We start from the raw sequence: 19,559 nt of genomic DNA on the forward strand, positions 1-19,559 counted from the left end.
CGCGGTGTATTAGTATGGCCCGGTGATATGCCAAACATATCACACAACACGCGGCGTATTTTGCTGCAATGGCAGGATCAGGTCTTGCGTTTGGCGAAGGTCTGGCGGACGCGTGCGGCGCGGCGGCTGTGGAGGACTTCGTGTTCCTTCTTCTTGTCGAGTCCGAAGACTTTCTCGACGAATTCGAACCAGACGAAGGCGAACACCATCAGGGCGATGATGATCCACCACGACAGTTCGGCAAAGCGCCAGACTTCGAAAGCGCGCAGGGCAGACAAGGCGGCAATCAGGATGATGAGCGGCATGGGGAGACTCCTTCGTCATGCATATTACAAAGAAAAATAGTTGCCGTGTGGAAAAAACTCATCCTTTTGTGGGAATTCGTCAACACCCCGTGTTACTGGCGTTACAGAGTGTATCCCTCGTGGACCTGGTGGAAAATCACGGTAGAATGCAAGGTGTTATGAACCTGGAGAAACAAATGAAACGCTCGCTGTTGTTGTGTGTGCTGATGTCGTCGGCCTTCGCGTCCACGGGTGCATTTGCACAGGCCGACCTGGCGAAAGCCAAGAATTGCATGGCCTGCCACGCGGTCGCCAACAAGCTGGTCGGCCCTTCCTACAAGGACGTCGCCGCCAAATATAACGGCCAGAAGGGCGCCGAGGACAAGCTGGTGCAGAAGGTCATCAAGGGTGGCGCGGGCGTCTGGGGTCCGGTACCGATGCCGGCCAACCCGCAGGTGAGCGAGGCCGAAGCCCGCAGCCTGGTGAAATGGGTGCTGGCGACCAAGTAAGCCGGATGCCGCAATAACAAAGCGCGCCTGCGTGAGCATGGCGCGCTTTTTTCATGCCGGCAGGCTGGACCGGCACGGTCGCGACTACTTGCCGCCGATCCGGTAGATCATGTCGACGCCCTGCGCCAGGCGCATCGCCTGGACCAGCGCCATGTCCACCTTCCCCGGGCGGCGCGTACTGCCGCCGCCGCGGGCGTTCGAATCGCTGGACATGCCCATCGCGTTCGACAGGTTCCTCAATGGCCCGATCGACACGCCGGTTGCCGGCCCCAGCCTGGCGCCGATGCCGCGTGCGATGTCCTTTGCCTTGAGCCTGGCCGAGGCGATCGCCTGCTGGAGCAGCTCGCTTTCGACCTTTTCCCGGTCGCTGCGATTGAAGGAAACGGCCAGCGATTCGATGTCCTTCATGACGATCAAGGCCTGCATCAGCGGCGTCCATTGGCCCAGGTCGCGCACCGTGACGTGGATCGAGACCCGGGTTTCCATCGGCATCGGCTGGCCCTCGGGCAGCACCTCGACCTTGCGGGGACGGCGCACGATGTCCTGCACCAGCACGTCCTCCGCCGCGATGCCGCTCTGGGCGAACAGCGCGCGGCTGCTTTCCAGCTTTTCGCTGACCAGCTGCCAGGCAGCGTTGACATCCGGTTCGAGCGACACGATGTCGATATCGATTTCGCCGACGTCGGGCATGATGTACCGGTCGGCGCTCGCGCTCACGTGGATGAAGGGATGGTTGGGCAGGTCGGCCGCCATGCCGGGCAGGCTGGTGGCGGCCAACAGCAGGGCGGCGGCGAATCGTTTCAGCATCGGAGTACTCCGTCATCGTGGGAATACCTCGACAATAGATGATCTAGACATCGTTGTCTACAATCTCTTGCGCCGGATGCGCAGTGTATGCGCTCGTCATAAAGTGGCCGGTCTGGGCATGCGGACGCGGATGCGTTCGTCGTCCAGGTTGGAGAAATACGGAACAGCCGACATGTTCCGCCCGACGACCAGACTAGGTGAGCCAGCGCCAGATGCCCGCCGCCCGGCCGGCCATCGGTATGTGCGCCCAGGTCGCCAGCAGCCACACCAGCAGGCCGCCGCCGAGCGCGTGGGCGCCGAAGTTGCCGAAGCGCGCCCGGCCCTGGACGATTGCCGCGAAGGGCCAGTAACTGGTGCGCCCTTCCCAGGCCGGCCAGCCCTGCGGGTCGAGCGCGGCTTTCTTGCGATCCTGGAGCGCTGCGCCGGCCAGGGACAGCACGATGATGGCGAGTGCGACGATGATATTCCTGGTCACCGGATATACCAGGATGTGCACCACGCCCCAGATGGCGAATGCCCACAGCATCGGGTGCCGGGTGATGCCGTACACGCCGCGTGCCTGCGCGCTGGCCGCATTGGTGGCGCCGGGCATGGCCGGGTTGCGCACCAGCGAACCGAGCAGCATGACGGAAGCGAGCAGCATCAGGACCGTGGCCAGCGCCCACAGCCCGTCGCCGACGTTCCAGAGCGGCGCAGTGACCGGGGTCTTCGGATAGGCCCAGGCCATGCCGCCCAGGGTGGCGAAGGCCACCAGCGAGTACAGCGCCAGGAAGCCCTTTTCACCCATGGACTTCACCAAAGGGCGGCGCAAGGGATGCGACAGGAGAAAATGCGATCCGACGAATGCGCCGGAAAATGCCATCAGCAACATCGATGCGTCCATCTGCCGCTCTTTCGTGAATGTCGGGGTAGGCCAACTATAGCAGCTGCGTGCATGCCGGCTGAAGGCATATCACTCGATGACCAGCGCCAGATCGCGTCCTTCCAGCGCCACCTGGTCCGCATAGTCCGCGGCGTGGATGCGCAGGATGTACTCGCCCGGCGCGATGCCGCCCAGCTGCCAGCTGCCGGTCTGGACTTCGCCATCGCGCAGGCGGCTGTGCAGGGCATAGGCGAACCGGGTGGCTTTGCTGCCGTACACCGTGATGCCGCTGCTGGGCGCATACACGGCCTTGACCGCATCCTGGTTGCGCGGCAGGCGGTCGTAGACCTGCGTGATCAGGGGGCGCTCATGGCCGGGCACCGGCGTGCCGTCGGCGCGCAGCAGCTGGTAGCCGAGCTTGTACAGGCCCAGGCGGCGGCGCGCCAGGTTGCCGTCCACCTGGTCGTAGGCATCGACGACGACGTTCACCTCGCCCAGCGAGCGGGGCACGCGCAGGCGCCTGTCCAGGACCGGGCGCTTGCGGGTTCCGGCAGGCGGGCGCAGGCGCTTGCCGCTGCTGTCGTAGAGCGCGATGCCGTTGATGCGCGGCGCCACGGTATCGGTGAAGCCCACGAAGGGCAGGCTGAGCGGATTGACCACCGCGCCGCCCTGGTAATAGTCGAGGTGGACGTGGGCCATCGCGTTGACGGTGCCGAGCGGGTCGCCCACGGCGAAGCGGGTGCCGCGCGGCACGCGCACGCGCTCGGCCTTGCCGCGCTCGCCCAGCATGAGCTGGAAGCGCGGGTCGAGCGGCCGGCCACGGGTGTCGCGGCCGACCCGCATGTGGATGTAGGACAGCGGCCCCACGCTGATGCCTTCGCTGAGCGTATCGAAGCCCCAGTTGGCGTACGGGTCCGATACCTTGGACGGGAACACGGCCAGCACCCTGGCGCCGACGTCGGCGCGCACGTCGAGGCCGGCGTGGAAGTGGTGGCGGCTGTCGCCGTTGTAGCTGCCGCGCACCTCACCCATCACGCCGACCACTTCGTGCACGGCGTCCTGCGGCCCGACCGGCCAGGGCATCGGTTCCTTGCGCGCGACGGCCACCGGCTGCGGCCGCGCGGGCCTGGCTTCGCCCGGGCGCGGACTCGCCAGGCGGTGCAGGCGGTGGGCCTGGGCGTCGGCCACCACCAGGCTGCCATCGCGCTCGACGGCGATGCCGCGCGGGCCGTAGAGCTGCACGGTGCCGTCCGGGCCGAAGCCGTCGGCGGCGGGCGGCACGTCGGCATCGGTCAGCGCACGGATTTCCCCGTCGGGGGTGAGCTGGAGGATGCGCCCGCCCGATGCGGCGGCGATGTACAGGTAGCCGTCGCGCGTGAGCGCCAGGCCCACCGGGCGGCGCAGCACGGGGCGCGGCTCGCCTTCGAGCGGCGCGGCGATGGTCGTCACCGCGCCGTCGGCGGCCACGCGGCGGATCGCATTGTTGCCGGTGTCGGCCACGTAGAGCGTGCCGTCGGCCGCCACCGCGATCGCGCTGGGGGTGTCGAAGCTGGCCGCCGTGCCCGCGCCGTCCGCATTGCCGGGTTTGCCGCTGCCGGCAATGGTCGTGACCGTCCCGTCGCGGCCGATGCGGCGGATGCGGTCGTTGTAGGTGTCGGCCACGACCACGTTGCCGGCGTCGTCCACGGCGAGGCCGACCGGGCCGTTGAAGCGCGCCGCGCGGCCGAGGCCGTCGGTATCGCCCGGCGTGCCGTCGCCGGCCAGCGTGGTGACGCTGCCGTCTTTCGCGATCTTGCGGATCGCGTGGTTGCCGGTGTCGGCCACGTACAGGTTGCCTTCGTGGTCGAAGGCCAGCGCGGACGGGGTGTGGAAGGCGGCCGCCGTTCCCATGCCGTCCTGGAAGCCTTCCTTGCCGCCGGCGAAGGTGGCAACGCTGCCGTCGGGTGCGATGGTACGGATGCGGTTGCTGTCGCCGGCGTCGGCAACGTAGACCTTGCCCTGGCGGTCGAGGGCGACGCCGAAGGGATCGTCGAAGCGGCTCGATGCGGCCGGGCCGTCGAGCGCGCCGGGAATGCCGTCGCCGGCCAGGGTGGTGACGCGGGCGGGCCAGAAGGGCACGGTCCTGGCCGCCTTGGGCGTGAACACGGCCAGTGCGCCCGGCTGGCGCTCGATGGTGTCGGTGTAGTAAAGCACGGCGCCGCTGACGGCGAGGCCTGCGGCCACGAGCGCCGCGATCAGGGTCTTTCGGTTCACGAAGGCCGGTCGGTGGATTGCAGAGACTGCAATCTTATCGGATACCTTTGAACTGCGTTGCACATGGGGCGGTCGGGGTGTCGACCCTGGGAAAGACGCTTATTCGTAGAGAGAGGTAGGGTGGGCGGGTTCCCCGCCCACGCGTTCAACTAACGGATGAGGTGTCGCGGTCCTTACTCGAACTCCATGCTATCGCATGCCGGGTTACCACCCCAATCAGCTGCGTATATCCCAGCCTGCATGAAGCGCTTGAACGTCGAATAAGGCCATTCGGATGCAGTCGTAACGAACCCATGCTTTACCGCGTTGAAGTGGATATAGTCCACGTGGCGTTCCATATCGAGCTCATTGCGGATCTGGTGTTCCCAAAAGCGCCGCTGCCAAACAGATGCCGAGCGTTGGCGTTGCCGGGACTTTGATAGGGCAGTTGCGTAGCGTTCGCCACATGAATACGAGACGTGATGCTTGATTTGCGACCAACGCGACGAGAAGTCGGTATCGCCGTCAGGGAGTGTCCAGATACAGTGCAGATGGTCGGGCAGCAAGACCATCGCATCGATGACGAACGGGAGGCGATGCCGAACCCGTTCGATGGCGTGGCGTAGTGCAATGCGAACGGGGGTGTCACACAGGATTGGGCGGCGGCGGTGCGACACGACCGTGAAGAAATAAGTTGTCCCCGTCTGGGAGCGGCGGTAATAGGGTATTGGCGCATAGTAGAGTTGCGCCGCAAATGGATGGTGCGTCAGATCAAAGCGAGTTGGACGCGTGGGCGGGAGACCCGCCCACGCTACGAAGGTGATCGAGCTCCCTGGCCACTGCCTGGCTGACGATCTCGCCCAACGCCTCGTGCAGGCCTGCGCGCAGGTCGGCGGTGAAGGTCTCGAGGGTGCGCTGCATGGCGTCGGCCATGGCGTCGCGCACGCGCTGCTCGAGCACGAAATCGACCCGGCCCTGCAGCTGCTGCAGCACGCGCTCGGTGACGCGGCGCTCGAGCACGCTCCATTCCTCGCCGGTCCAGCGTTCAAGGGCGCGGCGTTCCAGCTGGTCGGCGGCCGGCTCCTGCACTGCCGCCGGCGCCACCGGCTCGGTGACGACTTCCGTCAGTACCGGGATGCTGGGGTCGAAAGCGGAATCTTGGCTCATGACGATCCTGCGACAAAGTGGGTCAGGGGATAGTTCTGCTTCTTGTAGGCGACGTAGCGCTGGCGCCCCGCGGCGGCGTCTTCCTCGTCGGTGGAGATGATTTCGAACACGCGCGCGAACTGCGATAGTAGCGCAGGTGTGCGGCGGGTGAGGTTGACCAGCATCTCATGATGCGGAAGTTCCACCCCTTCGTCGGCGGTGATGATAACCGGCGTGTCGGCCGCCAGCGGGTCGCCGGCCGGCACGTGCGGGATGAAGTCGGTATCCGATACCGTCCACAGGGCCGCGTTCAGGGCCTCGGCCTGGGCGGCATCCTCGGCCAGCACCACCACCCTGGCTTTCGATGCGTATGCCTTGCGGGCCAGGCGGCAGGCATAGGCCAGCTTGTCGGGGATGTTGGTGTGGAAGTCGATACGGGTCATGGTGCGATCAAGAGAATGGGGCGGCCAATACGGCCGCCCCCGGGGTCCATCAGGCGCCGGCGCCGCTCTGCTGCGCGCCGCCCGCGTGCATGCCGCTATGGCGCAGCAGCGCGTCGATCGAGGGCTCGCGGCCGCGGAAGGCGCGGAAGGATTCCAGCGCCGGGCGCGAACCGCCCACGGCCAGGATCTCCTGCTGGAAGCGCTTGCCGGTTTCCTGCAGCTGGCCGGATTCCAGCGCCTCCTCGAAAGCCGCATAGGCGTCGGCGGACAGCACCTCGGCCCACTTGTAACTGTAGTAGCCGGCTGCGTAGCCGCCCGCGAAGATGTGGCCGAACGAGTGCTGGAAGCGGTTGAAGGCGGGCGGAATCATCACCGCGAACTGCTTGCGGATGTCGTCGATGAGTTCCTGCACGCTGCGTTCGCTGCGCGGGTCGAAATCGTAGTGCAGGTGCATGTCGATCAGCGAGAACTCGACCTGGCGCAGCGTCATCATCCCGGACTGGAAGTTCTTCGCGGCCAGCATCTTGTCGTACAGCAGACGAGGCAGCGGTTCGCCCGTCTTCACGTGGGCGGTCATCTGCTGCAGCTTGTCCCACTCCCAGCAGAAGTTTTCCATGAACTGCGAGGGGAGCTCCACGGCATCCCATTCCACGCCCGAGATGCCCGACACCGACAGCTCCTCGACTTCGGTCAGCATGTGGTGCAGGCCGTGACCGAATTCGTGGAACAGGGTGATGACTTCGTCGTGGGTGAACAGCGAGGGCTGCTGCTTGCCGTCCACGCTGGCGGGCGGGGTGAAGTTGCAGGTGAGGTAGGCGATCGGGGTCTGCACGATGCCGCCGGTGGCCAGGCGCCGGCCGCGCGCGTCGTCCATCCACGCGCCCTGGCGCTTGCCTGGACGGGCATACAGGTCGAGGTAGAACTGGCCGATCAGCTGCCCCTCGCGCTCGATGCGGAAGAAGCGCACGTCCGGATGCCAGACCGGCGCGTCGTCGAGCTTGATCTGTACCGAGAACAGCTCCTGGATAACGGTGAACAGGCCCTGCACGACCTTCGGCTCGGGGAAGTATTCCTTCACTTCCTTCTCGGAGAACGCGTAGCGCTGCTCGCGCAGCTTTTCCGAGGCATAGGCCACGTCCCAGGACTGCAGCTCCTCGATGCCCAGTTCGCTACTGGAAAATGCGCGCAGTTCTTCCAGGTCTTTCTCGGCGAAGGGACGGGCGCGGCGCGCCAGGTCTTCGAGGAATTCGACCACGTGCTGCGGGCTTTCGGCCATCTTCGGCACCAGCGAGACTTCGGCGAAACTGGCGTACTCCAGCAGCTGGGCTTCTTCGTGGCGCAGCTGCAAGAGCTTGACGATGTTCGCGGTGTTGTCCCACTCGCTCGCCTTGCTGAACATGGTGCCGGTCTCCGAGGCTTTGGTAGCGCTGGCGCGGTAGATGGTTTCGCGCAAGGCGCGGTTGTCGCAGAACTGCAGCACCGGATAGTAGGACGGGAAATGCAGGGTGAACTGCCAGCCGGCCTTGCCGTCCTGCTCGGCCAGGGCGCGTGCCGCGGCCTTGACGTCGTCCGGGATGCCCGACAGTTCGTCTTCGTTCTCGACCAGCAGCTTGTAGTCGTTGGTCGCGTCCAGCACGTTTTCCGAGAAGCGGGTCGAGGTGGCGGCCTGCTGTTCCTGGATCTCGGCGAAACGCCCCTTTTTATCTTCCGGCAGCTCGGCGCCACCCAGGCGGAAGTCGCGCAGCGCGTTCTCGACGATGCGCTTGCGCGCCGGGCTCAGGGATGCGTATTCGCTGCCTGCGCGCAACTGCCTGTACTTGGCAAACAGCGCCTCGTTCTGGCCCAGCATGGTCCAGAATTCGGTGACCTTTGGCTGGTTCTCGTTGTAGACGGCGCGCAGCTCGGGCGTGTCCACCACGTGGTTCAGGTGGTTGACCACGCCCCAGGCGCGGCCCAGGCGCTCGGTGGCTTCCTCGAGCGACACCACGAAGCTGTCCCAGCTCACCGCGTCCGACGGGGCTTCCAGGCGGGCGACCACGTCCGCCGCTTCCTGGATGAGCTGGTCGAGGGCTGGCGTCACGTGCTCCGGCTTGACCAGGTCGAACCGGGTCAGGCCCGAAAAATCGAGGAGGGGATTGCTGGTAGCGATGCTCATGGTCTTCCTTTAAGGGTTCAGGCCACGCCCGGCTTCGGTTCCATGCCCGTTGCCTGGCTGGGACAGTGTTGGCTACTGGAGTGCACGCGTTCTGCAGACTCCACGGTGTTCATCAACAGCATGGTGATCGTCATCGGTCCGACACCGCCCGGCACCGGGGTGATGTGCGAGGCGACTTCCGCCACGCCCGCGTAATCGACGTCGCCGCACAGCTTGCCGTCGTCGTCGCGGTTCATGCCGACGTCGATCACGATCGCGCCCGGCTTGACCATGTCTGCCGTCAGGGTATTGCGGCGGCCAACGGCGGCCACCACCACGTCGGCCTGGCGGGTGTACAGGCCCAGGTCCGGGGTCGCGCTATGGCAGATGGTGACGGTGGCGTTGGCTTGCAAGAGCAGCAGGGCCATTGGTTTACCGACCGTGTTCGAACGGCCGATCACGACGGCGTGCTTGCCGCGCAGGTCGACGCCGGTGGTTTCGATCAGCTTCATGCAGCCGTAGGGGGTGCAGGGACGGAAGCCGGGCAGGTTGGCGACCAGTTCGCCGGCCGACAGGACCGAATAGCCGTCCACGTCCTTGCTGGTGGCAATCGCCTCGATGACCTTGCTCGGGTCGATGTGCTTCGGCAGCGGCATCTGCACCAGGATGCCGTGGATGCTCGGGTCGGCATTCAGGGCGGCGATACGGTCGAGCAGGGCCTGCTCGCTCAGGTCGGCGTCGTATTTTTCGAGTACCGAGTGGAATCCGACGTCGCCGCAGGCCTTCACCTTGTTGCGCACGTAGACGTGGCTTGCCGGGTCCTCGCCGACCAGGATCACGGCCAGGCCGGGCTGGCGGCCGCTGGCGGTGAGCTTGGCGGCGCGCTGGGCGATCTCGCCGCGCAGTTGTTGGGAAAGGAGGACTCCGTCGATCTTCTGGGCAGGCATGGGTAGGCTCACGGCTAGGCAAAAATGAAATTATAAGGCCCATGCCCGCATTGCACTTCCATATCGCGCGCCGCGGCGGGCGAAGCATTGTCATATTTAATCGGTAGGGTGGGCGGGTTTCCCGCCCACGCGGTGATCGTTTGCGGCAAGATCATCCGACAGGAATGCGGAGCCAATGCGTATCACCGCGTGGGCGGCATAGCCGCCCACCCTACGAAAATGTGCGGTCGCAGCATCAAATTTCATAATGCGGAATGACATATCATAGTTTGAAAAACCCAAAGTCCGCTGGTAGAATCGAAGAGTTTATTTTCAGATATTTGAAATTTCACCAAACGCCACCAGCCATTTCAAGGGATAGGTCGGGGCGCCAATCTTAGGAGACGCATTACATGTCAGCTCAACTCGACCAGTTGACGGCACAAGCTGCCAACGACCCGGACACCATCGAAACCCAGGAATGGCTGGATGCGCTCGAAGCGGTGATCGAACATGAAGGCACCGATCGCGCCCACTACCTGATGGAACGCATGGTGGACCTGGCGCGCCGCCGCGGCGCCCACATCCCGTTCTCCAGCAACACCGCCTACGTCAATACGATCCCGGCGCACCTCAACGTGAACTCCCCTGGCAACCTGGAATACGAAGAGCGCCTGCGCTCCTGGATGCGCTGGAACGCGATGGCGATGGTGGTCAAGGCCAACCGCGCCGACGGCGACCTGGGCGGCCACATCTCGTCCTTCGCCTCGCTGGCGAACATGCTGGGCATCGGCTTCAACCACTTCTGGCACGCCCCGACCGAAGAGCACGGCGGCGACCTGCTGTACATCCAGGGCCACTCCTCGCCCGGCATCTACGCGCGCGCTTTCCTGGAAGGCCGCATCAGCGAAGAGCAACTGCTGAACTTCCGCCGCGAAGTCGACGGCAAGGGCCTGTCTTCCTACCCGCACCCGAAACTGATGCCGGACTTCTGGCAGTTCCCGACCGTGTCGATGGGCCTTGGCCCGCTGATGGCGATCTACCAGGCGCGCTTCCTGAAGTACCTGCACGCACGCGGCATCGCCGACACCGAGAACCGCAAGGTCTGGGTCTTCTGCGGCGACGGCGAGATGGACGAGCCGGAATCGATGGGCGCGATCGGCATGGCCGCGCGCGAGCGCCTCGACAACCTGGTCATGGTCGTCAACTGCAACCTGCAGCGCCTGGACGGTCCGGTGCGCGGCAACGGCAAGATCATCCAGGAACTCGAAGCCGACTTCCGCGGCGCCGGCTGGAACGTGGTCAAGGTCATCTGGGGCTCGCAGTGGGATGCCCTGCTCTCCAAGGACAAGGACGGCATCCTGCAGCGCGTAATGATGGAAACCGTCGACGGCGAATACCAGAATTACAAGGCCAAGGACGGCGCCTACGTGCGCAAGCACTTCTTCGGCAAGCACCCGGAGCTGCTGAAGATGGTCGCCAACATGAGCGACGACGACATCTGGCGCCTGACCCGCGGCGGCCACGACCCGCACAAGATCTACGCGGCGTTCAAGAACGCCCAGGAGAACAAGGGCTCGCCGACCGTGCTGCTGGTGAAGACCGTCAAGGGCTTCGGCATGGGCAAGTCGGGCGAGGCGCGCAACACCGCGCACCAGACCAAGAAGCTGGACGACGCCGCGATCCGCGAGATGCGCGACCGCTTCAATATTCCGATCCCGGACGACAAGCTGGCCGAGATCCCGTTCTTCAAGCCGTCCGACGATTCGCCGGAGATGCAGTACCTGCACGAGCGCCGCAAGGCCCTGGGCGGCTACCTGCCGCAGCGCCGTTCCAGGGCGGACGAGCAGCTGGTCGTGCCGGCGCTCGAGACCTTCAAGGCCGTGCTCGAGCCGACCCCGGAAGGCCGCGAGATCTCGACCACGCAATCGTATGTGCGCGTGATCACCAGCCTGCTGAAAGACCCGAGCATCGGCCAGCGCATCGTGCCGATCCTGGTCGACGAATCGCGTACCTTCGGCATGGAGGGCCTGTTCCGCCAGATCGGCATCTTCAACCAGCAGGGCCAGCTGTACGAGCCGGTCGACCGCGACCAGGTGATGTACTACCGTGAAGACAAGGCCGGCCAAATCCTGCAGGAAGGTATCAACGAAGCGGGCGGCATGAGCTCGTGGATCGCCGCGGCGACCTCGTACTCGTCGAACAACCGCACCATGATCCCGTTCTACACCTTCTACTCGATGTTCGGCATGCAGCGCGTGGGCGACCTGGTCTGGCTGGCGGGCGACATCCGTGCGCGCGGCTTCCTGATGGGCGGCACCGCCGGCCGCACCACGCTGAACGGCGAAGGCCTGCAGCACGAGGACGGCCACAGCCACATCATGGCGGCCACGGTCCCGAACTGCATCCCCTACGACCCGACCTTCGGCCACGAAGTGGCGGTGATCATCCAGGACGGCCTGCGCCGCATGGTGCAGGAGCAGGAAGATGTGTTCTACTACATCACCATCATGAACGAGAACTATGCCCACCCGGGCATCAAGCCGGGCCAGGAAGAAGGCATCCTGAAGGGCATGTACCTGCTGCAGGAAGGCGCGCCGATCCAGGGCGATGCGGCCAGCGCCAAGCGCGTCCAGCTGATCGGCTGCGGCACCATCCTGCGCGAGTCGATCTTCGCCGCCGAGCTGCTGAAGAACGACTGGGGCGTGGATGCGGACGTGTGGTCGGCCCCGTCGCTCACGCTGCTGGCGCGCGACGGCCAGGATTGCGAGCGCTGGAACATGGTCAACCCGGACGCCGAGCAGCGCGTGCCCTACGTGACCTCGCTGATGCAGGCTACCAGCGGCCCGATCGTCGCCACCACCGACTACATGCGCCTGTTCGCCGAGCAGATCCGCGGCTTCATGCCGAAGGACCGCACTTACAAGGTGCTGGGTACCGACGGCTTCGGCCGCTCGGATTCGCGCGTCAAGCTGCGCGAGTTCTTCGAGGTGAACCGTTACTACATCACCGTGGCCTCGCTGCGCGCACTGGCCGACGAAGGCAAGATCGACCGCGCCATCGTGACCCAGGCGATCCGGAAGTACGGCATCGACCAGAACAAGCCGAATCCTGTGACCGTGTAAATGCTCAAGGCCGTCGTTACCGCCATTCGGTAGCGACGGCTTAAGCGCTAACTCAAAAGAACAAACGGAGCTAACACTATGAGCATTGTGGAAGTCAAAGTCCCGGACATCGGCGACTTCAAGGAAGTCGAGGTCATCGAACTGCTGGTCAAGCCGGGCGACACGATCAAGGTCGACCAGTCGCTGATCACGGTCGAATCGGACAAGGCCAGCATGGAAATCCCGGCGAGCCACGCCGGCGTCGTCAAGGAAATCAAGATCAAGGTCGGCGACAAGGTCGCCGAAGGTTCGCTCGTGCTGCTGGTCGAGGAAGCGGCCGCCGCCGCCGCTGCGCCTGCACCTGCGGCACCTGCCGCCGCTGCGCCGGCCGCCGAAGCTGCACCGGCACCTGCTGCCGCCCCGGCGGCATCCGCACCGGCTGGCGCCGGTGCCATCGTCGAAGTCACCGTTCCGGACATCGGCGACTTCAAGGAAGTCGAAATCATCGAACTGATGGTCAAGCCGGGCGACCAGATCAAGGTCGACCAGTCGCTGATTACGGTCGAGTCGGACAAGGCGAGCATGGAGATCCCGTCCAGCCACGCCGGCACCGTGAAGGAAATCAAGGTCAAGGTGGGCGACAAGGTCGCCAAGGGTTCGCTGGTGCTGCTGGTCGAAGCCAGCGGCGGCGCAGCGGCCGCAGCGCCTGCGGCTGCCGCTCCAGCGCCTGCCGCAGCAGCAGCGTCGGCCCCGGCTGCCGCGCCTGCGCCTGCCGCCGCCGCTCCGGCGCCTGCCGCAGCGGCCCCGGCACAAGGCCTCACCGGCTCCAAGGCCCACGCCTCGCCGTCGATCCGCAAGTTCGCCCGCGAACTGGGCGTGGACCTGGCGCGCGTGCCGGGCACCGGTCCGAAAGGCCGCATCACCCAGCAGGACGTGCAGAACTTCGTCAAGGGCGTGATGGCCACCGGCCCGAGCGCCGCAGCCCCAGCCAAGTCCGGCGGTTCCGGCAATGGCCTGGAAGTGCTGGCCTGGCCGTCGCTGGACTTCTCGAAGTTCGGCCCGACCGAAACCGTGGCCCTGCCGCGCATCAAGAAGATCTCGGGCCCGAACCTGCACCGCAACTGGGTCATGATCCCGCACGTAACCCACTTCGAAGATGCAGACGTCACCGACCTGGAGCAGTTCCGCGTCGATTCGAACGCCGCGCTGGCCAAGCAGAAGTCGACCGTCAAGCTGACCATGCTGGCCTTCGTGATCAAGGCTTCGGTTGCGGCACTGAAGAAGTTCCCGCAATTTAATTCGTCGCTGTCCGAAGACGGCGCCAGCCTGATCGTCAAGCAGTACTACAACATCGGCTTCGCTGCCGATACCCCCAACGGCCTGGTGGTCCCGGTCGTGAAGGATGCCGACAAGAAGACCATTTCGCAGATCGCCGTCGAAATGGGTGAGCTGTCCGCAGCGGCGCGCGACGGCAAATTGTCGCCGGCTGCGATGCAGGGCGCGACCTTCACCATCTCGTCGCTGGGCGGCATCGGTGGCACGGCCTTCACGCCGATCATCAATGCACCGGAAGTGGCGATCCTCGGCCTGTCGAAGTCGGCGATGAAGCCGGTGTGGGACGGTTCGGCCTTCCAGCCGCGCCTGATGCTGCCGCTGTCGCTGTCCTACGATCACCGCGTGATCGACGGCGCCGGCGCCGCGCGCTTCGCCGCCTACCTGGCCGACGTGCTGGCCGACCTGCGCAAGACCCTACTGTAAGGAGCCGAGCATGAGCACTGTTGAAGTGAAGGTTCCGAACATCGGCGACTTCAAGGACGTCGAGATCATCGAACTGCTGGTCAAGCCGGGCGACACCATCAAGGTCGACCAGTCGCTGGTCACCGTCGAATCGGACAAGGCCAGCATGGAGATCCCATCGACGCATGCCGGCGTGGTCAAGGAAATCAAGGTCAAAGTCGGCGACAAGGTGAACGAAGGTTCGCTGCTGCTGATGCTGGACGAATCCGGCGCCGGCGCGGTTGCGCCGGCAGCACCGGCGGCACCTGCGGCGGCCGACAAGCCGGCCGCGCAGATCGGCGCGCAGGCAGTGGCGCCGACCGCCGCCGCCGGCCCGACCGATTCCTACGCACCGGCCCATCCGGCGCCCGCCGCCACGGTGGCAGCCGCCCCGGCCCCGGGCGCGGCCAGCTACGACGGCCAGGTCGACATCGAATGCGAGATGATGGTGCTGGGCGCCGGCCCCGGCGGCTATTCGGCCGCCTTCCGCGCGGCCGACCTTGGCATGAACACCGTCCTCATCGAGAAGTACGCGACCCTGGGCGGCGTCTGCCTGAACGTGGGCTGCATCCCGTCCAAGGCGCTGCTGCACGTGGCCCACATCATGGACGAGACCGCGCACATGGCCGACCTGGGCGTGAGCTTCGCACCGCCGAGCGTGGACATCGACAAGCTGCGCGCCTACAAGGATGGCGTCATCAAGAAGATGACCGGCGGCCTGAACTTCATGGCCAAGGCGCGCAAGGTCAACGTGGTGCAGGGCGTGGGCAGTTTCCTCTCCCCGAACCACATCGAAGTCACGGCAGCCGACGGCAGCAAAAAGGTCGTCAAGTTCGCCAAGGCGATCATCGCCGCCGGTTCCTCGGTGGTGAAGCTGCCCTTCGTGCCGGAAGACCCGCGCATCGTCGACTCGACCGGCGCGCTGGAACTGCGCCAGGTGCCGAAGCGCATGCTGGTGATCGGCGGCGGCATCATCGGCCTGGAGATGGCCACCGTCTACTCGACCCTGGGTGCGCGCATCGACGTGGTCGAGATGATGGATGGCCTGATGCAGGGCGCCGACCGCGAGGCCGTCAAGGTCTGGCAGAAGTACAACGCGCACCGCTTCGACAACATCATGTTGAAGACCAAGACCGTCGGCGTGGAAGCGCTGCCGGAAGGGATCAAGGTGTCCTTCGAGTCGGCCGAGGCCGGCGTGGCCGCTCCGGCGCCGCAGGTCTACGACCTGGTGCTGGTGGCCGTGGGCCGCAGCCCGAACGGCAAGAAGATCGCCGCCGAGAAGGCCGGCGTGGTCGTGACCGACCGCGGCTTCATCGGCGTGGACGGCCAGATGCGCACCAACGTGCCGCACATCTTCGCCATCGGCGACCTGGTGGGCCAGCCGATGCTGGCGCACAAGGCGGTGCACGAGGCGCACGTGGCGGCCGAAGCGGCGCACGGCGAGAAGGCCTTCTTCGATGCGAAGGTGATTCCGTCGGTGGCCTATACCGATCCGGAAGTGGCGTGGGTGGGCCTGACCGAGGAAGAAGCCAGCCAGAAGGGTGTCAAGGTCGAGAAGGGCCACTTCCCGTGGAACGCCAGCGGCCGCGCGGTCGCCAACGGCCGCGAAGAGGGCTTCACCAAGCTGCTGTTCGATGCCGAGACCAAGCGTATCATCGGCGGCACCATCGTCGGCACCAATGCCGGCGACATGATCGGCGAAGTGGCGCTGGCGATCGAGATGGGCGCAGACGGGGTGGACATCGGCAAGACCATCCACCCGCACCCGACGCTGGGCGAGTCGATCGGCATGGCGGCGGAAGCCTATAAAGGCGTCTGCACGGACCTGCCGCCGGCGCGCAAGAAGTGATCGCAGCCTGGCTTGCGACGAGAACGGGACCTCCATGGTCCCGTTTTTTTTCGCCGCCGGCTTACATCTGCTTGAACAGATCCACGTAATTCCGGCTGACGATCAGCTGTTCCTCCCGTCCTTTCAGGCGCACATGCAGCCGCCCGCGGAAATCCGTGCGCGTCCCCGCCACGTGCTTCGCCGCCACGATCACTCCCCGATGGATCTGCCAGAACTGCTGCGGGTCGAGCTGCTCCTTCAGCTTGCTGAGCGGTGTGCGGATCAGGCACTCGCCATCGGCCAGGTACACGCTGGTGTACTTGTCGTTGCTCTGGAAGTAGATCACCTCGTCGATCGCCACCAGCCTGGTTTCCTGTCCGCGGGCCGCGCGGATCCATTGCAGCGGGGCCGGCCCGGGCGCCGCGACGCCGAGCTGGCGCAGCAGGGCCTGCAGCGCGTCGGCCGCCGGCGCCGGCGCCGGCGTGGCCAGCGACTGTTTCAGCCGCGCCACCGTGCGCGACAGCCGTTCCAGTCCGACCGGCTTGAGCAGGTAGTCGAAGGCGGCATGCTCGAAGGCCTGCAGCGTGTAATGCTCGTGGGCCGTGGTGAACACGACCCGGGGCGGGCGCGCGCCCTCGCACAGGCGGGCGGCCAGTTCGATGCCGTTCAGCCCCGGCATCTGGATGTCGAGGAAGACGACGTCGGGCGCCAGCTCGTCGATGAGCTGCAGCGCCTGGATGCCGTTGGCGGCGCGCGTCACGCGCAGGCCGGGCCAGGCGCTGGCAAGCTGCGCTTCCAGGTAGTCGAGCAGGTGCGGCTCGTCGTCCGCGATCAGGGCGTGGGGATGGTCGATGATGGCACCGGGGAAGAAAGATGCGAAGGAAGCTGCAGGGGAAGCAGCAGGCGCGCAGTGACGCCGCCCGTGGGATTTTCGATGAGCTGGAGCTGGCCCTGGCCCGCATACAGCTGGCGCAGTCGCTCGCGCAGGTTGGACAGGCCGACTCCACCGCCGGGGCGCGCGGGCAGGCCATCGGTGCGCAGGCCGAGGCCGGTGTCGCAGACCTCCAGGCACAGCTTGCCGTCTTGCAGGCGGGCGCGCACCACGATCTCGCCGCCGTCGAGCTTGGGCTCGATGCCGTGCATGACCGCGTTCTCGACCAGCGGCTGCAGCAGCATCGGCGGCAGCGGCAGCGCGGCGAGGGCCGGGTCCAGGTCGAAGCGCCAGCGCAGGCGCTGTTCCATGCGCACGCCCAGCACGTCGAGGTAGGCGGCGGCCAGCTCGGTTTCCCCCTGCAGGGTCGCATGCTCGGCGCGGCTGGCCGACAGGCTGGCGCGCAGGTAGTCGATGAAGCGCTCCAGCATGCGGCGCGCCTTGGCCGGCTGGCTGTCGATCAGGCTGACGACATTGGCCAGCGTGTTGTACAGGAAGTGCGGTTCGATCTGGGCCTGCAGCGCGCGCAGGCGGGCTTCCGCCACCAGGCGGCCGGCGGCGGCGACCTGCTCCTGCTGGCGCAGCGCTTGCGCTTCGCGCCGCAGGCGCCGCTCGCCCGCCGCCAGGAGCAGCACCATCAACACGGCTGTCATCATGCCGAAGGCGAGCAGGAACATGGCGGTGCTGCTGTACTGGAAAAAGCGCAGCGGGCTCCTGCCATGGAACAGCGAATTGCCGAGCGGTATGCCGATCACGCTGGCCATCGTGATGATCATGATCTGGGCGCTGCGGAACACCCGCATGTTCTCGCGCGGCATGAGGCGTTCGAGCAGCTGCAGGGCGCCGTGGATCATGAAGCCGATGAGATTGCTGATGATCAGGGTTGCCAACAGCACGCGTCCGAAAGACATTTCTCTGCCAAACAGCTTTTGCAGCAGTGTCAGCCCGAGCCCGAGCATGCTGCTCCAGATCGCCGTATAGATCAGGTCGCGCGTAAGCGAAGGCGGCCAGCGCCGGAACAGCGGGATCAGTTCCAGCGGGTGGCCGCGATCGCGGATGTCGGGGCGGGGGGGCGGGGTGACGGTCATCATGCTGCTAGGAAATTACCATGAAAGCAGTGCGGTGTGCGATATGGCAGCCTGGCCAGGGCCAGCGGTCCGGCCGATACCCGCGCCGCATCGAACACCGTCATCACGCCGACGCCCTTGCGCAGGTCTTGCGCCACACCGACCAGGTAGCCGTCCGTTTCCGAGCGCGCATGGCGTCGCGGCACCAGCACGTGTTCTTCGAGCTGCCAGCCGGCGCCGAAGCGGTAGCCGTCGACCTTGCCGCTGTCGGTATCGACCAGGTTGACCGAAGACAGCGTGGCAGAACCGCCCTGGCCGTCGGCGCCGAGCAGCACCAGGCGGCGGTGGCGGCTGCCGACCACTTGCGGGGCCACGCGCGGAAACTCGCTGGCGCCGAACAGGCGGCTGGCGCGCGCCTGGCCGGCGGCATAGTCGAGGCAGATTTGCACCGTTTCGCTGCGCGTTCCCGTCCGCCGTTCGCCCGCCATCAGGCCGCCGAGTTCGGCCAGCACGTCGCCCTCGTGCAGCACGACGTCGAAGCGGGTGCAGTCGCCGTCTTCCCAGGCGTTCCCGAAGTGGAACACCATGCGCGGCGGCAGTTCGAACACCTGGCGTACCGTCAACGTGTCCTTCGCCACCACCACGATGCGCAGCGGCCGGGCGCTTGGCCCGCTGCCGGCCCAGGCGTGGCGTTCGGCAAAGCTCATGTTCTCGCCCGGCTTCAGGTCGTAGGGCGGAACCAGGAATACCAGGTGTTTCGCGCTGACGGCGAAATCGTGCACCATGGCTTGCCGGGGAACCGGCACCAGCGCGGTCCGCAGGACCTCGCCCCTGGGGCCGATCTGGTAGAGCGCAATCCGGCTGGCGCCGGGCAGGGCGCCGAAATTCCACATGCCGCCCTGGGGATCGACTTTCGGGTGGGCCGAAAAGGGCATGGCGCGCAGGTCCTCGCGCCAGGTCTTGGCGCCGACCGTGGCCAGGGTGTCCGGATCCAGCTCGACCGCCGAACCGCCTTCCCACAGCGCGTACACGCGCCCATTGAAGGGCAGCAGGTTGGTGTTGGCGGCGTTCAGGGTGTCGTTGTCGCGAAACCCGCGGCGCGCCACATAGGTGCCGAAGGAGGGGTAGAGGAACTGGCCGGCCTGCGACTCGTCGGCGAAGCGGCGGGTCTCGACGAAGCGGCCCTGGTGGGCGACCCTGCCGCCGGCGATGCGCCAGCGCTGGGCGAAGCCGTCGCCGTCGAACCAATGGTGGTAGCGCTCGCCGCCCAGTTCAAAGCGGCCCGGGCCGTTGCGGTAGAAGCTGCCTTGCAGGTCGGCGGGCAGGCGGCCGCTCACGACGGCCTGGCCTTGCTGGCTGCCGACGGTGTCGGCGTACACGCGCAGGGACGGATCCTGCGCCATGGCGGCGTGGAAGCGGCGCCGGGTCTCGGCGTCGGCGCGCGCGGTCCCGGCCAGGCCGAGCGCAGCCAGGCCGAGCCCGGCGTCGAGGAAGCGGCGGCGGTCCATGC

At 66.2% G+C, this 19,559-nt stretch carries 16 protein-coding genes; 4 read left to right on the forward strand and 12 right to left on the reverse strand.

The annotated features are described in order from the left end of the window. Window positions 1-77 precede the first annotated feature (77 nt). Window positions 78-305 carry a TIGR04438 family Trp-rich protein gene (locus AC56KL_RS19425; RefSeq protein ID WP_497181814.1) on the reverse strand — a complete coding sequence of 76 codons (228 nt, stop codon included), beginning with the start codon at window positions 303-305 and terminating at the stop codon, window positions 78-80. 176 nt (window positions 306-481) lie between these two features. On the opposite strand from AC56KL_RS19425, the gene AC56KL_RS19430 reads away from it, so the two are divergent. Further along, window positions 482-793 carry a c-type cytochrome gene (locus tag AC56KL_RS19430; protein WP_497181815.1) on the forward strand — a complete coding sequence of 104 codons (312 nt, stop codon included), beginning with the start codon at window positions 482-484 and terminating at the stop codon, window positions 791-793. An 84-nt stretch (window positions 794-877) separates the two neighbouring features. On the opposite strand, the gene AC56KL_RS19435 is transcribed toward AC56KL_RS19430, so the two are convergent. The 8 genes from AC56KL_RS19435 to folD form a co-directional block, all read right to left on the reverse strand. Beyond that, window positions 878-1,600, reverse strand: a complete 723-nt coding sequence (locus tag AC56KL_RS19435) for an SIMPL domain-containing protein (RefSeq protein ID WP_497181816.1) — start codon at window positions 1,598-1,600, stop codon at window positions 878-880. 193 nt (window positions 1,601-1,793) lie between these two features. Next, on the reverse strand, window positions 1,794-2,483 hold the full coding sequence (locus tag AC56KL_RS19440; protein WP_497181817.1) for an NnrU family protein: 690 nt from the start codon (window positions 2,481-2,483) through the stop codon (window positions 1,794-1,796). 69 nt (window positions 2,484-2,552) lie between these two features. Beyond that, window positions 2,553-4,715, reverse strand: a complete 2,163-nt coding sequence (locus AC56KL_RS19445; RefSeq protein ID WP_497181818.1) for a gluconolaconase — start codon at window positions 4,713-4,715, stop codon at window positions 2,553-2,555. A gap of 173 nt (window positions 4,716-4,888) precedes the next feature. Further along, entirely contained in the window at window positions 4,889-5,464 is a 576-nt protein-coding gene (locus tag AC56KL_RS19450; RefSeq protein WP_497181845.1) for an REP-associated tyrosine transposase, read from the reverse strand. A 1-nt stretch (window position 5,465) separates the two neighbouring features. Next, window positions 5,466-5,861: a DUF2486 family protein gene (locus AC56KL_RS19455; protein WP_497181819.1), complete on the reverse strand. Its 396-nt coding sequence runs from the start codon at window positions 5,859-5,861 to the stop codon at window positions 5,466-5,468. Continuing rightward, window positions 5,858-6,283 (reverse strand): DNA polymerase III subunit chi, encoded by a 426-nt coding sequence (locus AC56KL_RS19460; protein ID WP_497181820.1) that lies wholly within the window; start codon window positions 6,281-6,283, stop codon window positions 5,858-5,860. Before AC56KL_RS19460 ends, AC56KL_RS19455 begins: the two co-directional genes overlap by 4 nt. Before the next feature lie 49 nt (window positions 6,284-6,332). Beyond that, a complete protein-coding gene (locus tag AC56KL_RS19465) occupies window positions 6,333-8,438 on the reverse strand; it encodes a M3 family metallopeptidase (RefSeq protein WP_497181821.1) in 2,106 nt (701 codons plus the stop codon). A 17-nt stretch (window positions 8,439-8,455) separates the two neighbouring features. Further along, window positions 8,456-9,364, reverse strand: a complete 909-nt coding sequence (gene folD / locus AC56KL_RS19470) for a bifunctional methylenetetrahydrofolate dehydrogenase/methenyltetrahydrofolate cyclohydrolase FolD (protein ID WP_497181822.1) — start codon at window positions 9,362-9,364, stop codon at window positions 8,456-8,458. A gap of 392 nt (window positions 9,365-9,756) precedes the next feature. Between folD and aceE the strand changes: the two genes are divergently transcribed. The 3 genes from aceE to lpdA all read left to right on the forward strand — a co-directional run bounded on the left by aceE (window position 9,757) and on the right by lpdA (window position 16,072). Continuing rightward, a complete protein-coding gene (gene aceE, locus AC56KL_RS19475) occupies window positions 9,757-12,468 on the forward strand; it encodes a pyruvate dehydrogenase (acetyl-transferring), homodimeric type (RefSeq protein WP_497181823.1) in 2,712 nt (903 codons plus the stop codon). A 78-nt stretch (window positions 12,469-12,546) separates the two neighbouring features. Next, window positions 12,547-14,205: a dihydrolipoyllysine-residue acetyltransferase gene (gene aceF, locus AC56KL_RS19480; protein ID WP_497181824.1), complete on the forward strand. Its 1,659-nt coding sequence runs from the start codon at window positions 12,547-12,549 to the stop codon at window positions 14,203-14,205. 10 nt (window positions 14,206-14,215) lie between these two features. Further along, window positions 14,216-16,072 carry a dihydrolipoyl dehydrogenase gene (gene lpdA / locus AC56KL_RS19485; RefSeq protein ID WP_497181825.1) on the forward strand — a complete coding sequence of 619 codons (1,857 nt, stop codon included), beginning with the start codon at window positions 14,216-14,218 and terminating at the stop codon, window positions 16,070-16,072. A 61-nt stretch (window positions 16,073-16,133) separates the two neighbouring features. Here the strand turns inward: lpdA and AC56KL_RS19490 are convergent, their stop codons facing one another. Genes AC56KL_RS19490 through AC56KL_RS19500 form a run of 3 tightly spaced genes read right to left on the reverse strand, consistent with a single transcriptional unit; the run spans window position 16,134 to window position 19,557 of the window. Beyond that, on the reverse strand, window positions 16,134-16,862 hold the full coding sequence (locus AC56KL_RS19490) for a LytR/AlgR family response regulator transcription factor (RefSeq protein WP_497181846.1): 729 nt from the start codon (window positions 16,860-16,862) through the stop codon (window positions 16,134-16,136). A gap of 20 nt (window positions 16,863-16,882) precedes the next feature. Continuing rightward, window positions 16,883-18,073 carry a sensor histidine kinase gene (locus AC56KL_RS19495; RefSeq protein ID WP_497181826.1) on the reverse strand — a complete coding sequence of 397 codons (1,191 nt, stop codon included), beginning with the start codon at window positions 18,071-18,073 and terminating at the stop codon, window positions 16,883-16,885. Continuing rightward, the gene (locus AC56KL_RS19500; protein ID WP_497181827.1) at window positions 18,070-19,557 is read right to left on the reverse strand and encodes a carotenoid oxygenase family protein; all 1,488 of its coding nucleotides are present in this window, start codon (window positions 19,555-19,557) and stop codon (window positions 18,070-18,072) included. The genes AC56KL_RS19495 and AC56KL_RS19500 overlap by 4 nt, the downstream gene beginning before the upstream one ends. Window positions 19,558-19,559 lie beyond the last annotated feature (2 nt).

The organism is Telluria sp. ZB4P34 (assembly GCF_059686055.1).

Coding starts and splice junctions, on each gene's coding strand:
- AC56KL_RS19500 (WP_497181827.1), bottom strand. CDS start 19,557: ATGGACCGCCGCCGCTTCCTCGACGCCGGGCTCGGCCTGGCTGCGCTC.
- AC56KL_RS19430 (WP_497181815.1), top strand. CDS start 482: ATGAAACGCTCGCTGTTGTTGTGTGTGCTGATGTCGTCGGCCTTCGCG.
- AC56KL_RS19455 (WP_497181819.1), bottom strand. CDS start 5,861: ATGAGCCAAGATTCCGCTTTCGACCCCAGCATCCCGGTACTGACGGAA.
- AC56KL_RS19440 (WP_497181817.1), bottom strand. CDS start 2,483: ATGGACGCATCGATGTTGCTGATGGCATTTTCCGGCGCATTCGTCGGA.
- aceE (WP_497181823.1), top strand. CDS start 9,757: ATGTCAGCTCAACTCGACCAGTTGACGGCACAAGCTGCCAACGACCCG.
- lpdA (WP_497181825.1), top strand. CDS start 14,216: ATGAGCACTGTTGAAGTGAAGGTTCCGAACATCGGCGACTTCAAGGAC.
- AC56KL_RS19435 (WP_497181816.1), bottom strand. CDS start 1,600: ATGCTGAAACGATTCGCCGCCGCCCTGCTGTTGGCCGCCACCAGCCTG.
- AC56KL_RS19495 (WP_497181826.1), bottom strand. CDS start 18,073: ATGATGACCGTCACCCCGCCCCCCCGCCCCGACATCCGCGATCGCGGC.
- aceF (WP_497181824.1), top strand. CDS start 12,547: ATGAGCATTGTGGAAGTCAAAGTCCCGGACATCGGCGACTTCAAGGAA.
- AC56KL_RS19465 (WP_497181821.1), bottom strand. CDS start 8,438: ATGAGCATCGCTACCAGCAATCCCCTCCTCGATTTTTCGGGCCTGACC.
- folD (WP_497181822.1), bottom strand. CDS start 9,364: ATGCCTGCCCAGAAGATCGACGGAGTCCTCCTTTCCCAACAACTGCGC.
- AC56KL_RS19425 (WP_497181814.1), bottom strand. CDS start 305: ATGCCGCTCATCATCCTGATTGCCGCCTTGTCTGCCCTGCGCGCTTTC.
- AC56KL_RS19460 (WP_497181820.1), bottom strand. CDS start 6,283: ATGACCCGTATCGACTTCCACACCAACATCCCCGACAAGCTGGCCTAT.